Origin of the sequence: Luteipulveratus mongoliensis (assembly GCF_001190945.1) — a bacterium.
GTDB classification, from domain to species: Bacteria; Actinomycetota; Actinomycetes; order Actinomycetales; family Dermatophilaceae; genus Luteipulveratus; species Luteipulveratus mongoliensis.
The window spans coordinates 3,213,812-3,228,553 of sequence record NZ_CP011112.1 but is presented as its reverse complement, the minus strand read 5'-3'; the positions used below and the strand labels follow the sequence as shown (position 1 = coordinate 3,228,553).

Genomic DNA, 14,742 nt, shown 5'->3' with positions numbered 1-14,742 from the left:
ATCGGCTCACGGACCCTTGTCGTCGCGCTGAGCGTAACGAGCCTTCGAGGCGGCCCGCAACGCGTTGACATCGACCTTGTGGAGCTCCAGCACGGTGGGCTGCGCCCCGATCTGCTTGACCTGCTCGACGACCCCGCCCGGGATGGCCATGGCCGTGGCCATGGTGTGGGAGTCGCCGATGGCCAGGATGGTGTACGGCGGCCGGACCTCTTTGCCGTCGACCACGAGCTTGCCGCTCTGTGAGGTCCCGAACCAGCTGTTGGCAACCACTCGTACGTCGCCGATCTGAATCGCCTCGGCACCCGCGTCGCGCAGCTCCTGCACCGTGTCCAGGATGTTGGGCGCGCCGACAGCGGCGTTCGGATCGTTGATGATGATCTTGACGCCCGGACCGGTGGCCTTGACCGTGCCGGTCAGGATGCCCAGGGTGTTCAGCCGGTCGCGCGCGGCCTTGACCGCCGCGGCGTCGTCCGTCCCCGATCGCAGCCCGTCACGGGTACGGGTCAGGTCACCGACGTCCTTGTCGAGTCGGCTCGACTGGTTGTTGACGCTCGCCAGCAACGAGACCAGGTCGGCCTGACGGAGGTTCTCCAGCCCGGACGTCCGCGTCTGACGCACCTGGGTCACCACCGCGAATCCGAGCAGCAGGGCGAGAGCAGCCGCCAGCAGGTTGGCCTTGGTGGCCCGAACGCGGGCCATGTCCGCGAGCCGTGCCCATGCCGTGGGTTCGGTCGACTCCGCTGTCTCGGTGGGAGGGGTCGGCTCGTCGTCCGAGCCATCGCCGTCCGTGTCGCCTGCGACGTCCGGCTCGACGTCCGCCGGCTCGACGTCCGCCGGCTCGACGTCGGCCGGCTTGGCCTTCGTCGCCTTCGGGGCCGCCGTGGTCTGCGCGGGGATCCGGACGAGGCGGGAGGCGCCGGCCGTGGCTGATTTCGTGCTCGCAGCATCCACCGCTGCGGCCGGGATCGGGCTGGCGCCTGAACCATGCTCAGCCGTGTCAGCCTCGTCCGGCTCGACCTCGCCAGCGGGCTCGAGTTCTGCTGCCTCGAGCTCCTCAGGCTCCTCGGATTCGTCCGCTGCGTCCGCTGCGTCCGACGCGACGTCTTCTGTCTCGGTCTGCTGCGCTTCGGGCTCGTCGGTCTCCGGCTCTGCTGCCTCCGGCTCGGGCTCAACGGCAGGCTCGGGCTCCTCCGCCTGCTGTGGCTCGTCGACCTCGTCGACCTCGTCGACCTCGTCTGCTTCGGGCTCGTCGACCTCGGCAGCTGACTCGGGCTCCTGCGCTTCGGGCTCGTCGACCTCGGCAGCTGACTCGGGCTCCTGCGCTTCGGGCTCGTCGGTCTCCGGCTCTGCTGCCTCCGGCTCTACGGCAGTCTCCGGCTCCTCCGCCTGCTGGGCCTCGGGTTCGGACTCCGCATCGACCTCGGCGGCGGGCTCGGCCTCTTCCGCTTCAGGCTCGTCGACCGCGGTGACCGGCTCGGCCTCCGGGGCATCAGATGCCTCCGACTCCAGTGCCGCGTCCTCGGTGTCCTGCTCGGCCTCCGGGGCATCAGATGCCTCCGACTCCAGTGCCGCGTCCTCGGTGTCCTGCTCGACCTCGTCGGGCTCGGCCTCGTCACGGGCCGGGCTATCGCCGACGGTCAGGACCGTAGGGCTCCCCAGCGCAGGGCCATCGAGGTCCGGCCAGTCGAGCTTCGGAGCATCGAGGTCCGGCCATTCGGTCTCGGACACGGCAGTGGCAGAGGCTGCAGACCCGTCGCCCTCCCCCTCGGCCGGCGCCTCAGACTCGTTGTCGTCGGCGGCAGGCAGCGCCTGGTCCTCGGGATCCTCGTCACTGTCCTCGCCGGCGTCCTCGGCGTCCTCGGCGTCGTCGGATGTGGCGGCCTTGGGCGAGGGGCTGTCGTCCTCGTCGGGTGTCTCGTCCACGGGTGCAGGCACGTCTGCATCGGCCGACGCGGAGTCGGCGTCGTCATCACCAGACACCTCCGCATCATCAGCCCCGGACTCGGCGTCGCCTTCGGGAGCCTCCGGCTCGTCCTCGGGTTCCTGGACCTCGGTCACGGGAGGCTCAGCCGGACTCGGCGCCTCGCCCTTAGGCGGCGCGGTGGTCGCGTCCTGAGCTTCGGGCTCGACATCGGTCTGCTCGGCGTCCGATGCGGGTGCACCGACGGGCGACTGTGCCCGGCGGATCTTGATGCGCTTCTTGCGGTTGGCCATCGACATCACGCCTTGAGCAGGTGTCGGCGGATGGATGCGACGTTGCTGAAGATGCGCAGCCCAAGCACGACGACCACGCCGGTGGACAGCTGGGAGCCGACGCCGAGCTGGTCACCGAGGAAGACGATCAGCCCCGCGACCACCACGTTGGACAGGAACGACACCACGAAGACCTTGTCGTCGAAGATGCCGTCCAGTACGGCTCGCACCGCGCCGAAGATCGCATCCAGCGCCGCGATGACCGCGATCGGCAAATACGGCTGCAGCCACAAGGGCACCTCGGGATGGAAGAACAGCCCGATGACAAGTCCTACGACGAGTCCGGCGGCGGGGATCACGGGCTCTCCTTCTGAGCAGACGACGCGCTGGCCGTGGATGCGGGGGCCGGCGACGCGGAGTGCATCCCCAGGGATGCGGACGCGGGCACGCTGAGATTGTCCTTGTTCTCAGCCTTGACCTTCATTCGAAACTGAGAAGTCAGGCTCTTCAGATAGCTGCCGGACGGGCCGGCCTCGAATCGTTGTTTCAGGGCGCCGGCCTCGCCGATCGCCGAGATGACATAGGGGCGGGACAGCGGTCGGAAGTCGACCAAGATCGCAGAACCGGCGAACCGGATGGCCGACTGCGAGGTCAGCCGCTGTCCGTTGATCGAGATGGCTTCGGCGCCGGCCTGCCACATCCCGTTGACCAGGACCTGGATGTCGCTCGACTTGACCGACGTCTGCTCCTCACCCTCCGAGCCCGCGTTGCCGCCGGCCCCCGGGTCACTCGGGGCGTCGTCGAGGGTGAGCTGGAAGCCGGGCCCGTGCACCCCGACCGCTCCTGAGGCCACCTCAGCGCGGGAGAGCTCCTCGGCGATGCTCGGACCGTCACCGCGGCCGAGCGCCTGGCGCTGGGCAGCACTGATCTGCCCCTGCAGGCCTTTGATGTCCTTGACCTTGTTGTCGACGACCTTCTGCTGACGGTGGATCTGGCCGATGAGCTGGTCACGCTCCTGGTTGGCGGCGTCCTTGGGTACGCGGAGAGAGTTGGCCGCAATGATCAGCAGCAGCCCCGTCAGGACGCACACCGTGATGAGCAGTGGGCCGCGCAAGGAGGCTGCCGCCTCACCCCGAGCCGTACGCCGGTCGGCTGCCTCCTGGTAGCCCGGGTCCAGCGGGTGCTCCATGAGGTCGGTGAGCAGGGACATGCTCGACCCAGGCGGACGCGCCGGCCGGGGCCGAGGTGCATCGCTCATGCGGTGACTGCTTTCTTGTGCCTGACCATGCCCTGCACCTGGACCGCGTACAACGCGGCGGCGAGCCAGTACAGGCCCGTGCCCCACCAGGTGAACGCCCAGCCGATCGGCAGCGCGACGTCGGCCACTACCCCATCACCTTCACCGAGCAGAAGGAGCGGAAAGGCGTAGATCAAATTGAACGTGGCCGCCTTTCCGATGAAGTGGACAGGCGGGATCGGAAGGCGGTGGCGGCGTACGAGGGGGGCAAGGGCGCCGACGAAGACCTCGCGACCGACGAGCACGATCACCAGCCACCACGGGATGATGTCGCGCCAGGCGAAGCCCAGCAGGGTCGACAGGATGTAGAGACGGTCCGCGATCGGGTCCAGCAGCTGACCCAGGCGTGAGATGAGGCCGTAGCGTCGGGCGATCTTGCCGTCGAGGTAGTCCGTGACGCCGGAGAGCGCGAGCACGATCAGGGCAGCCGTGTCGTGCTCACTCAGGATCAACCACAAGAAGACGGGGACGCCGACCAGCCGCAGCATCGACAGCGCATTAGGGACGGTCCAGATGCGTGTGCTCACCACCGACCCAGGTGGTGAGCCGGTCCCCGATTCGCTCACGAGGATGATGCTAGGCGGTGCGTGTGGCTGTAGGCGTTCAGGGATCGCCCACGAACAAAGCCAAGCAGCGTGATGCCGAGCCGATCGGCAGTGTCGACAGCCAGGTCGGACGGTGCTGAGACGGTCGCCAGCACCGGGATGGCGTTCATCGCGGCCTTCTGCACGATCTCGAACGACGCACGCGATGACACCATCAGGATCGTCTCGTGCACCGGCCGGTCGTGCATGACGGCCCAGCCGAGCACCTTGTCGACAGCGTTGTGCCGACCCACGTCCTCGCGTACGACGAGGGCCTGGCCCTCGAGGTCGAACAGGCCTGCCGCGTGCGTGCCTCCCGTCCGGGCGAACACGCTCTGCGCCTCACGGAGCCGGTCGGGCAGGGCAGCGATGACGGCCGGCGCCACGGTCAGTGACTCCTGAGGGAGATTCCGGGTCGGCAGGCTGGCTTCCAGTGCGTCGATGCTGGTCTTGCCGCACACACCGCAGCCGCTGTGCATCATCAGCGACCGCTGGGCGCTGACGGGCACTGCTGCGGACGTCTCGCGCAGCGACACGTCCAGCAGGTTGTAGGTGTTGGCCTCGTGCCCGTCGACGTCGGTGGTCGATCCCGCGCAGTACTGCGCCGTCACAATGTCCGCGGCCGAGGAGATGATGCCCTCCGCACGGAGCAAGCCGTGCGTCAGCTCGAGGTCGTGGCCCGGGGTCCTCATCGTGACCGTCAAGGCCTGCCCGTCGAGGCGGATCTCCAGAGGCTCCTCGGAGGCGACGGTGTCGGCCCGCCGACGGTCCTGCCCGTCGAGGTTGATCCGCAGCACCGGTCGTCGCGCGGTGACCCGACCCATCAGCGCTGCGGTGCGGTCGTCGAGGACGCGGCCTCGAGCCGGATGATGACGGACTTCGACGCCGGGGTGTTGCTGATCTCGGCGGTCGAGTCGAGGGGTACAAGGACGTTGGTCTCCGGGAAGTACGCCGCCGCGCACCCTCGTGCTGTCGGGTACGCCACGACGCGGAAGCGTACGGCTCGCCTCTCCTGGTCGTGGTCGCTCCCCGCGTCGCGCCAGACGGACACGAGGTCGACATGGTCGCCGTCGGCGAAGCCGAGCTCCTCGAGGTCGGAAGGGTTGACCAGCACGACCCGCCGGCCTTGCTTGATCCCTCGGTAGTGGTCGTCCAGGCCGTAGATCGTGGTGTTGTACTGGTCGTGGCTGCGCACGGTCTGCAGGATCAGGTGGCCGGGTGGGCAGTCGATGACATGCAGCGCATTGACCGTGAACTGTGCCCGTGACGTCGCCGTCGCAAACGCCCGCTCCCGCGCACCGCTGGGCAGCCGGAAGCCGCCGGGCTCGGTGATCCGCTTCTCGAACTCCTCGAATCCGGGCACGACCTGCTCGATGTGGCCACGGATCCGGCGGTAGTCCCCGCGCAGCCCGACCCAGTCGATCCCAGCGTCCGGGAGCACCCGACGGGCGAGCTCACAGACGATGGCGACCTCGCTGAGCAGCCCCGGAGCCGCCGGCTTCAGTCGTCCGTGGGAGGCATGCACCATGCTCATCGAGTCCTCGACGGTCACCAGCTGCGGGCCGGTGACCTGGTCGTCGCGCTCGGTACGCCCCAGCGTCGGCAGGATGAGGGCCTCCCGTCCGACGACGGCGTGCGACCCGTTGAGCTTGGTCGACACATGCACGGTCAGGTCGGCCTGTGACAGCGCGTCCTCGGTGACCGCCGTGTCGGGCGTCGCGCGGACGAAGTTGCCGCCCATACCGACGAACACCTTGGCGCGGTGGTCGCGGAACGCCCGGATGGCGTTGACGACATCGAGGCCGTGCTCGCGAGGTGAGGTCATCGCGAACTCGCGGTCCAGTGCGGCCAGGAACGGCTCGGCAGGCTTCTCGTAGATGCCCATGGTGCGATCGCCCTGGACGTTGGAGTGCCCGCGCACGGGGCACACGCCGGCGCCCGGTCGGCCGATATTGCCCTGCAGCAGAAGGACATTCACGACCTCGCGGATCATCGGCACGCTGTGCCGGTGCTGGGTCAGCCCCATCGCCCAGCAGACGACAGTGGCGCCCGAGTCGATGAATCGCTGTGCCAGCCCTTCGATCTCGGCCCGTGTCAGGCCGGTCGCCCGCTCTGTGAGGGGCCAGTCCAGGGAGGCTCGAGCGGCGGCGTACGCCTCGAAGCCAGACGTGTGCGCGGCGACGAAGTCGTGGTCGATCGAGGCCTCGTGCTGAAGCAGGAGATGCCCGACGGCCTGGAACAGCGCCTGGTCACCTCCGAGCCGGACCTGCAGGAAGTCGTCCGCCATCGTCACTCCCCCGCCGACGACACCCTTGACGGTCTGCGGGTCCTTGAACTGCTTCAGCCCCACCTCAGGCAGCGGGTTGATCGCCACGATGACGGCGCCACGCTCCTTGGCGGCGGCGAGGGTGCTGAGCATGCGCGGGTGGTTGGTGGCGGGGTTCTGCCCGGCGATCACGATCAGCTCGGCCTGCTCGAGGTCCTCCAGGGAGACGGTGCCCTTGCCGACACCGATCGTCTCGGTGAGCGCCGAGCCCGAGGACTCGTGGCACATGTTGGAGCAGTCCGGCAGGTTGTTGGTCCCGAAGGCTCGGACGAACAGCTGGTAGACGAACGCCGCCTCGTTGCTGGTGCGACCTGAGGTGTAGAAGACCGCTTCGTCCGGATCATCAAGAGCGCGAAGGTGATTCGCGAGGATGTCGAGGGCCGCGTCCCAGGACACGGGCACGTAATGGTCAGCGCCGGCAGGCCGGTGCATCGGCGTCGTGAGCCGCCCCTGCGAGCCGAGCCAGTGGTCGGAGCGGCCGCGCAGCTGCTCGATGGAGTGCTCGGCGAAGAACTCCGGCGTTACCCGACGGGTCGTGGCTTCTTCGGCAACCGCCTTCGCGCCGTTCTCGCAGAACTCCGCGCGACGGGTGTCACTCGGGTCGGGCCACGCGCAGCCCGGGCAGTCGAAGCCGTCCGGCTGGTTGACGTGCAGCAGAGTGCGCGTCGCACGCCCCACTCCCATCTGAGCGACGGACATCCGCAGGGCGCGGACCACGGCCGGAACTCCGGCGGCGTAGGCGGGCGGCTGACCGACCGACAGGTCCTTGTCCACAGGCTGGGGCTGGTCGGCGCTCGTGGTGTGACCCATGCCTGCCAGTATGTCTCCGCCGTCAGAGGGGAGACAGGGTGACCACCACCGTGCGGGACGAGGACCTGGGCTACATCGTCATCGGCATCGTCGTGCCGTTGCTGGCGATCGCGCTGGTCATGTGGATGCGCTGGCGGCGCAGAGATGTTGAGTACGTCGGCCTCACGCCTGGTCTCGTACCGGCGCCTGGGCAGTCGCCGCGTCGGCGTCGGGTCCGCGGCGGTCAGGAATGGTCTGGCAACGTCGCCGTGCAGTTCCATCCGCCGGTCGGCGTCAGTCCCGCTATCGCGGGTGTGCTGATCGACAGCTCTGCCGATCCGCGCGATCTGGGCTCGCTCGTCGTCGACCTCTCGGTTCGGCGCTGGTTCGACATCACGAGAGTCGGTAAGGACTGGGAGCTACGACGTCTGAACCCACCCGCTCAGGACGCGCTGTCGCCGACCGAGCGCGCGATCGTCGACGCACTGTTCCGCACCGGCCCGGTGCAGCGCATGTCCGAGCTGCATCACCACCTCGGAATCTCGTTGCGAGAGGCACAGATCGGGCTCTACCGCGAGGTGGTCGATCGCGGTTGGTACCGCAAACATCCGCGCTCTCGCAACGCGGTGCTCGGCTGTCTCGGGATGCTGGCCATGGTGGGTGCAGGCGCTCTCGCGCTCGCCCTCTACGCGTACGCCCAGCGACACGCGACCGAGTACTGGTGGGCGCTCCCCTCTGGCGTGCTGCTGGCCGGTCTGGTGATGGCCATCTGGGGTCGTGGCCGTACGCCGCGCACGGCCGAAGGGACGGCGATGCGCGTCCAGACGCTCGGCTTCCGCAAGTACCTCGAGACCGCAGAGGCCCGCCAGATCCGGGTCGAGGAGGCGGCGGGTCTGTTCGCCCGATACCTGCCGTACGCCATGGTGTTCGGCCTGGCGGACCACTGGGCGAAAGTGATCTCCCGAGTGCTCAACCAGCAGCGGATGTCCGAGCTCTGGGATGCCTCCGCCGGCCTCGGCGATCCCGCAGCGTGGGAGCTGGTCGGTCATCTCGCGGACCTGGCCGGCTCGGCGTTCGACGTCTCGGCGGTGGTGGACGGCATCGGGAGCCTGGGGCAGGTGGGATCAGCCGACTTCGGGTTCATCGACGGCGTGACCAGCGGTGTCGACGGCTTGGTCTCCGGCGTCGGCGACTTCGTCGGGTCGGCAGGTGACCTGTTCGATGGCGCGGATGGGTGCGCGGACGGCTGCGGCGGGTGTGCAGACATCGCCGGATGCCTCAGCTTCTGAGCAGCCTGTCGTGGCGTATTCCGTTCAGGGAGAGGCAATCTCGACACGTACGAGAGTGCTCGCATCCCGGTCGGCCACCCAGAGAGAGCCGTCGATGACCTCCATGTCACTGACGGAGCGTCCGAATCCCTTGACCGGTCCGCCGATCGGGGTGCGCAGATCTGGTGCGATGCGCTGGACCTCATCGCGATCGGCGTAGCTCAGCCAGAACGACGAACCGATCGTCAGACCTGTCGCGCCGCGGAGTGGGACGAGCTGGCTGCTCGAGATGTTGGCGGGGCCGGCCAGGGCCATACCGACCGAACCCAGGACGTACAGCCGGTCGCCGACTGCGCTCACCTGAGTGACGCCGCTGGGCAGGGTGCGCGGCGAGCCGATCACCTGACCGGTCTTCTCCTCGACGGTCACCAGAGTCCGGTCGCTCTGGTTGACGACGTAGACCTTGCCGTTCGCAACCGAGATGGCGACCGGTCGTTGGCCAACATGGATGTATCGTCCGTCGAACTGCCCGGTGACCATGTCGATCTTGCCGATCGCTCCCTTGCTCGGGGCGCTGAACCAGACCGCCTTGTCCCCTGCCGCGATCTGCCCGATGTCAGCGGCGAGTCTGATGAGTGCGCCGCTCGTGCCGGTCCGGACGTCGACCGGGGTAATGGCTGAGGAGTAGTTCCAGACCCACGCCTTGCCCTGTCCGACGACCATCTCGGTGGGCTGTCCGGCCACACTGAAGTCGGTCGCGGCGCGGCTTCGTGGATCGATGCGTGAGATCGAGGCTGCGTCACCGTTGGCTGTCCAGAGATAGCCGTCGCCATCAGTCAGGTCGACCGGTCCGGTCCCCACCTTGATGGGCGCACCAACGATGCGTCCGGCGGGCGGGCCGCCAGCCGTGGTGGACGTGGTCGGTCCGGCAGCCGGAGACCGGTCCGGGAGGGTGAGCGCTGCGACGCCGCCGAGGGCCAGGACGGTCGCGGCGACGCCGCCGATCACCCAGGCTCTGCGCTTCGTGCCTCCGGTCGGTGTGGCGGGTGTTGGGATCGCTGCGGATCCGGTCGAGAGTGGAGAGGCGATCGCCTGGCGCGCGGCGCGAGTGAACTCACCCGCACTGCCGTACCGATCGACCGGGCGCTTGGCCATCGCTCGGGCGACCACTCCGTCGAGCGGGCCACCGACGCCGGGACGTACCGAGTCCAGAGGTGGTACAGGCGCACTGACATGGGCGTACATCCGTGCGGCGTCGGTCTCCCGAGGGAACGGCACTCGGCCGGTCAGAGTCTTGAACAGCACACATCCCAGGGCATACTGATCCGCCCGGTGATCCAGCGCGCCGCCCTCCAGCTGCTCCGGCGCGATGTAGTCCAGCGTCCCGATGGCCGTCCCGGTCTGGGTCAACGCGCCATCGCGGACGTCCTTGCTGATGCCGAAGTCCGTGAGGTACGCGTACCAACGGTCGCGCGGGCGGGTGATGAGGATGTTGGCCGGCTTCACATCGCGGTGTACGAGGCCACGCGCCTGGGCGGCGTCGAGTGCGTCACCGATCTGCGCCACGATCTCGATCGCGTCCGCTGGTGGGAGGGGTCCGTGTCGGGCGATCATCGTCGACAGATCGACGCCATCGATGTAACGCATCGTCAGGTAGAGATGCCCCTGGTCGTCGCCCGCGTGATAGATCGGCACGATGTGCGGGTGATCCAGGACGGCAGCTAGCCGCGCCTCACGCCGGAAACGCTCGCGGAAGACGTCGTCGTTGGCGAGGTCCGGGTTGACGATCTTCATGGCGACGGTGCGGTCAAGGGCCAGATGGTGAGCTCGATAGACAACCCCCATCGCCCCTTTGCCCGCGACGCCGTCGATCCGTAGTCCCCCAATGACCGTGCCGGGTTCAGGCAGCTTCACGAGCCAAGTATGACCACTGCGTTCATCCGGTGTCCGCGACCTACCGATGACACCGACAGATTCGCATCCGCGGCCGAGGTTCGATGATCAGCCCGGCGGGTACTTCGCCACCAGTCGACGGATCGTGTTCACGTTGCGCATCGTCGTCGGCACGGTCAGAGTCCGGGCGAAGACCGCCGGTTTGATGAGCGATCCACTGACGCCGCCCCGGGTGTGCCAGTAGATCTCGCGGCCGTCGACCCGCAGGGTGTCGTAGTCGTTCGACAGATCCTCCACAGCGCGCGCTGCGTCGGCCTTCAGCGCGGCGGTGAGGAAGCCGACCTGCACCTTGTGGCCGTCCTCCACCGTGCCGAACGGCTCGGCCTCGCCGATCGCGGACAGCTCGACCGGCGTACGCACGTAGGTCTCGACGGCGTAGCCAAGAGCCTTCTCGAGACCGCTCGCCACGTCCTTCTCGACCTGGCGTGGGGTCCGGTCGGTGGTGACGATGAGGTTGCCGCTCGCGATGAACGTGGCAACATCCGCATAGCCCAGCTCGCCGACCAGCTCGCGCAGACGCGCCATCGTGACGGTGTGGCCGCCGACGTTGATGGCTCGCAGGAAGGCCACGAGCGGCTGGACTGTGGTGGAACGACTCATGGGCGCAGTATTTCGTGTGGAGGTGACAGGTGCTCGAGCTGGGCGTCGAAGCGGCGATGGAGCGGGTGGCGCAGCTGCTCGACGGGCGCGAGCGCGCGCTGCTCGGCATCGTAGGTCCGCCCGCCGCCGGCAAGTCCACTCTCGCCGACCAGGTCGTCGCCCATCATCGTGACCGCGGGATCGAAGCGGTGCTCGTGCCCATGGACGGTTTCCATCTGGCTCAGTCGGTGCTCGACGCCACTGGACTGGCACCCGTCAAGGGCGCTCCCGAGACGTTCGACGCGCAGGGTTATGTCGAGCTGTTGCGGCGCGTACGCCGGCCAGGTGCCTCGACCGTCTGGGCGCCGGTCTTCGACCGGGCCATCGAGAACGCCATCGCCGGAGCCATCGCGGTCGAGTCGTCCGCCCGTCTGGTCGTGACCGAGGGCAACTACCTGCTGGATCAGGAGGAGCCGTGGACGCGGGTCAGCGGACTGGTCGACGAGGTCTGGTACGTCGAGGTGCCCGAGGACGTACGCCGGTCTCGGCTCATCGCGCGGCACGAGACGTTCGGCCGGACCCACGAGGAGGCAGTGGCTCGTGCGCTCGGCAGCGACGAGCGCAATGCCCAGCGGGTGCGTCGCGTACGGAAGGCGGCTGACGTCGTCGTACGCCTGTCGTAGTCACCGCTACGTTGGGCGACGCGGGGCTTCCCGCGCAGATACCTGCAGACGGAGACACCACGGTGAGCGCACGGTTCGAGGAGCTCGCCTGGAGTGAGACCCCGCGCGGCACGATCAGTCTGCGTCGCCGGCTGGAGCCGACGCTCAAGGTCGATGTCTACGAGGTCAAGCTCGACGAGGAGTTCCTCATGTCGAGCCTGTTCACCGTTGCCGAGATCGAGCTCGCCCGGCTCGGTCTGGCGCAGACGCCAGGCACCGACCTGGACATCGTGGTCGGCGGGCTCGGCCTCGGCTACACCGCGCGAGCGGCGCTCGAGGACGACAGGGTGCGCTCGATGATCGTGGTCGACGCCATGCCCCAGGTGATCGAATGGCACGAGCGCGCCCTGCTGCCGGGTGCGGCCGAGCTCGTACAGGACCCGCGAACCCGCCTCGTCCTCGACGACTTCTTTGCGATGGCTTCATCGGAGACGGGCTTCGACCCTGACTCACCCGGTCGCCGTTTCGACGCGGTGCTGCTCGACATCGACCACACGCCCCGACACGTGCTGCACCCGAGCCATGCGGCGTTCTACAGCGCCGACGGTCTACGCCTGCTCAAGGGCCAGCTGAACCCCGGCGGCGTGTTTGCGCTCTGGTCCGATGACCCGCCGGACGATGACTTCAGCGCGTTGCTGGGCCAGGTCTTCGACCAGTCCGAGGCGCAGGTCGTCAGCTTCGCCAACTTCCTCACAGGTGGAGAGTCGACCAACACGGTCTACGTCGCGCGCTGAGAGCCGAAAACGTCTGCGACACAACGGAATCCGAGGTTTCCGCCGGCGCTCCCGATCGTGTTGCTGGTGCGCGCGGCGACTCGGTACCGGTTGCAGTACGACTCGTGGCACAGGTACGAGCCGCCCCTCATCACCTTGGCCGAACCGGTCGAAGGTCCGGGTGGGTTCTGCTGGACAGCGGTGTCGTGGTCGGTGGTCCACCAGTCCGCGCACCACTCCCACACGTTGCCGGCCATGTTGTGCAGCCTGTAGTCGTTCGGTGGAAAGGCATCGACCGGCGCAGTCCCAGCGAATCCGTCATCGAGGGTGTTCTTGACGGGGAACCGGCCCTGCCAGATGTTGGCCATGTGCGCCCCGCCCGGCGTGAGCTCTTCGCCCCACGAGTAGCGGCGTTGCTCGTGACCCCCGCGGGCGGCGTACTCCCACTGCGCTTCCGTCGGCAGTCGCTTCCCGGCCCACTGCGCGTACGCCTGCGCGTCGTCCCAGGACACGTGCACCACGGGGTGGTCGGCCCGGCCCTGCAACGTGCTGCCGGGGCCTTCGGGGCTGCGCCACTGCGCGCCTTCGACGCCAGCCCACCACGGGGTGGCCTCCAACCGCGGTGAGATCCTGCGCAGCTCGGACGCGAGGAAGCCGGCGAACACGTACGACCATCCGTAGCGCTCGGCTTCGGTGACATAGCCCGACGCCTCGACGAACGCCGCGAAGTCGTCGTTGCTGACCGCGAACCGGTCGATCAGGAAAGGATCGAGCTCGACCTCTCGGATCGGCCCCTCTCCGTCAGCGGCGAAGCCGGACGAGTCGTCCGTGCCCATCCGAAACGTCCCGCCAGGCAGCTGCACCATGCCGGTCCGGTCCGACACCCGCGCCCTGGCAACCAAGGGGACGGGTTGCGGCAGCGGAGACTCGGTGGCCGCTCGCGCCGGGGCGCAGCACGGGCGGGGCTGGTGCTCGGGGGCCACGGGTGTCCTCTCCCTCAGGTGGTCGTGCGGCGGCACCGGCGACTGTAGCCGGGGCTCAGCGAGCCATCTCTGGCTGTCCGATACGCAACGGCTGCCGATCAGAGTCGGTCGCGAACAGCTGCGCAAGCAGTCCGTACGCCGCGCCCCGCGCCAGGCTCATTGGCTCCACCGTTGCCGGCTGGAGCTCGGGTCGTGAGCTGTTCTCGTGGGCGTACTGCTCGATGAACGAGGCCTGGGTCTGCTCCACGAACGGAGGCACACCGATCTCCGGGGAGTAGGCGACGACGACCCGTTCCGGGCCGATCAGCTTGCTGCTGTTGGCAATAGCCACTCCGAGGTGACGCGCGGCGTCGAGAACCACGGCCTCGGTCCCGGGAGCATCCAACGGCGTGCCCTCCGCGGTCCCCTGCCGGTCGAGCTCACCGCGAACACCCCAGAGGCTGGACCAGGTCTCAAGGCACGAGTCGGCTCCGCAGTGGCACTGTCGCTTGGCCGGGGCATCGCTGACCTGGGAGTGGGCGAAGCCACCGGCAGACCCGCTGAATCCTCGATGGACCTTGCCGCCGAGCACGACGGAAGCACCAAGACTGACGCCGATGCTGAGGACCAGCAGGTCGCTCCGGGCGAGCGTGTCGTCGAACAGCAAGAGGTCCATCGCGACGGCGTTGGCGTAGTTGTCCAGCAGGATCGGTGTGCCGATCTCCTGGGCGAGCAAGTCCCCCAACGGGACGTCCTGCCACCCCATGGCTCCGCTGTGACGGACCTGCCCGCCCGCCTGGTCCACCACGCCGGACACAGCCACTCCTACGCCCATCAGGGACGAACCCGGATGGCTCTCCACGAGTGCACTCACCGCTCGGGCGGACGCGCGCGCCACGACCTCGGGCTCGGTGGAGCGCAGCTGCGCCCGGCGTGTCCTCACCACATCGCCGCGCAGGCCGACGAGAACGGCGACCACCTCGGTCGCCGACACATGGACGCCTGCGATCACCAGTCCGTCCTGCGCCAGGTCGACCAGGCGAGCCGGCCGCCCACCTGTCCCCCGCACCACATCCGTCTCGACGAGGTAGCCGCCCCCGATCAGGGAGCCAGTGATGCCCGTGACGGTGGCTGCTGACAGTCCTGTGCGCGCGGTGATCTCAGCGCGCGACACCGGCCCCTGCCCGCGGACGACGTCGAGAACGAGAGCCTCATTGATCTCACGGATCAGCGCTTTGCTGCCTGCCCGTCCCCTGCTCATCTGCGATCCCTTCTGCCATCCCGTGCTTCGGGTACCCGCCTGTCCAGATCGATATTGTCACTTATTTTAGTCATTGACAAAACGAGTTCGTTCGG

Annotated in this window: 13 protein-coding genes; 3 read left to right on the top strand and 10 right to left on the bottom strand. The window is 68.3% G+C overall.

The annotated features are described in order from the left end of the window. Positions 1 to 6: 6 nt before the first annotated feature. Genes VV02_RS27155 through VV02_RS15335 form a run of 6 tightly spaced genes read right to left on the bottom strand, consistent with a single transcriptional unit; the run spans position 7 to position 7,210 of the window. On the bottom strand, positions 7 to 2,214 hold the full coding sequence (locus tag VV02_RS27155; protein ID WP_245633097.1) for a DUF881 domain-containing protein: 2,208 nt from the start codon (positions 2,212 to 2,214) through the stop codon (positions 7 to 9). Between the two features lie 5 nt (positions 2,215 to 2,219). Then, positions 2,220 to 2,552: a small basic family protein gene (locus tag VV02_RS15355; protein ID WP_052592821.1), complete on the bottom strand. Its 333-nt coding sequence runs from the start codon at positions 2,550 to 2,552 to the stop codon at positions 2,220 to 2,222. Then, complete coding sequence (locus tag VV02_RS15350) at positions 2,549 to 3,451, bottom strand: DUF881 domain-containing protein (RefSeq protein ID WP_083450199.1); 903 nt, start codon at positions 3,449 to 3,451, stop codon at positions 2,549 to 2,551. The genes VV02_RS15355 and VV02_RS15350 overlap by 4 nt, the downstream gene beginning before the upstream one ends. Beyond that, positions 3,448 to 4,056 (bottom strand): cardiolipin synthase ClsA, encoded by a 609-nt coding sequence (gene clsA, locus VV02_RS15345; RefSeq protein WP_281177309.1) that lies wholly within the window; start codon positions 4,054 to 4,056, stop codon positions 3,448 to 3,450. The genes VV02_RS15350 and clsA overlap by 4 nt, the downstream gene beginning before the upstream one ends. Next, entirely contained in the window at positions 4,053 to 4,898 is an 846-nt protein-coding gene (gene fdhD / locus VV02_RS15340) for a formate dehydrogenase accessory sulfurtransferase FdhD (protein WP_052592814.1), read from the bottom strand. The genes clsA and fdhD overlap by 4 nt, the downstream gene beginning before the upstream one ends. After that, on the bottom strand, positions 4,898 to 7,210 hold the full coding sequence (locus VV02_RS15335) for an FdhF/YdeP family oxidoreductase (RefSeq protein WP_052592812.1): 2,313 nt from the start codon (positions 7,208 to 7,210) through the stop codon (positions 4,898 to 4,900). The genes fdhD and VV02_RS15335 overlap by 1 nt, the downstream gene beginning before the upstream one ends. 38 nt (positions 7,211 to 7,248) lie before the next feature. Between VV02_RS15335 and VV02_RS15330 the strand changes: the two genes are divergently transcribed. Then, the gene (locus tag VV02_RS15330; protein WP_052592811.1) at positions 7,249 to 8,478 is read left to right on the top strand and encodes a DUF2207 domain-containing protein; all 1,230 of its coding nucleotides are present in this window, start codon (positions 7,249 to 7,251) and stop codon (positions 8,476 to 8,478) included. Between the two features lie 24 nt (positions 8,479 to 8,502). Here VV02_RS15330 and VV02_RS15325 read toward each other — a convergent pair whose 3' ends face one another. Then, positions 8,503 to 10,371 carry a serine/threonine-protein kinase gene (locus tag VV02_RS15325; protein WP_052592809.1) on the bottom strand — a complete coding sequence of 623 codons (1,869 nt, stop codon included), beginning with the start codon at positions 10,369 to 10,371 and terminating at the stop codon, positions 8,503 to 8,505. Positions 10,372 to 10,458: 87 nt separating this feature from the next. Further along, the gene (locus VV02_RS15320; protein WP_083450196.1) at positions 10,459 to 11,010 is read right to left on the bottom strand and encodes a DUF1697 domain-containing protein; all 552 of its coding nucleotides are present in this window, start codon (positions 11,008 to 11,010) and stop codon (positions 10,459 to 10,461) included. Positions 11,011 to 11,039: 29 nt separating this feature from the next. Here VV02_RS15320 and VV02_RS15315 point away from each other — a divergent pair, with 29 nt between their 5' ends. Together VV02_RS15315 and VV02_RS15310 are read left to right on the top strand one after the other, a co-directional pair. Beyond that, entirely contained in the window at positions 11,040 to 11,672 is a 633-nt protein-coding gene (locus tag VV02_RS15315; RefSeq protein ID WP_245633096.1) for a nucleoside/nucleotide kinase family protein, read from the top strand. Between the two features lie 62 nt (positions 11,673 to 11,734). After that, positions 11,735 to 12,445: a polyamine aminopropyltransferase gene (locus VV02_RS15310; RefSeq protein WP_052592805.1), complete on the top strand. Its 711-nt coding sequence runs from the start codon at positions 11,735 to 11,737 to the stop codon at positions 12,443 to 12,445. Here VV02_RS15310 and VV02_RS15305 read toward each other — a convergent pair. Then, complete coding sequence (locus VV02_RS15305) at positions 12,430 to 13,290, bottom strand: formylglycine-generating enzyme family protein (RefSeq protein WP_083450195.1); 861 nt, start codon at positions 13,288 to 13,290, stop codon at positions 12,430 to 12,432. The genes VV02_RS15310 and VV02_RS15305 overlap by 16 nt on opposite strands. Before the next feature lie 172 nt (positions 13,291 to 13,462). Then, the gene (locus VV02_RS15300) at positions 13,463 to 14,647 is read right to left on the bottom strand and encodes an ROK family transcriptional regulator (protein WP_052592801.1); all 1,185 of its coding nucleotides are present in this window, start codon (positions 14,645 to 14,647) and stop codon (positions 13,463 to 13,465) included. Positions 14,648 to 14,742 lie beyond the last annotated feature (95 nt).

Coding starts and splice junctions, on each gene's coding strand:
- VV02_RS27155 (WP_245633097.1), bottom strand. CDS start 2,214: ATGGCCAACCGCAAGAAGCGCATCAAGATCCGCCGGGCACAGTCGCCC.
- VV02_RS15350 (WP_083450199.1), bottom strand. CDS start 3,451: ATGAGCGATGCACCTCGGCCCCGGCCGGCGCGTCCGCCTGGGTCGAGC.
- fdhD (WP_052592814.1), bottom strand. CDS start 4,898: ATGGGTCGGGTCACCGCGCGACGACCGGTGCTGCGGATCAACCTCGAC.
- VV02_RS15335 (WP_052592812.1), bottom strand. CDS start 7,210: ATGGGTCACACCACGAGCGCCGACCAGCCCCAGCCTGTGGACAAGGAC.
- VV02_RS15320 (WP_083450196.1), bottom strand. CDS start 11,010: ATGAGTCGTTCCACCACAGTCCAGCCGCTCGTGGCCTTCCTGCGAGCC.
- VV02_RS15305 (WP_083450195.1), bottom strand. CDS start 13,290: ATGGTGCAGCTGCCTGGCGGGACGTTTCGGATGGGCACGGACGACTCG.
- VV02_RS15300 (WP_052592801.1), bottom strand. CDS start 14,647: ATGAGCAGGGGACGGGCAGGCAGCAAAGCGCTGATCCGTGAGATCAAT.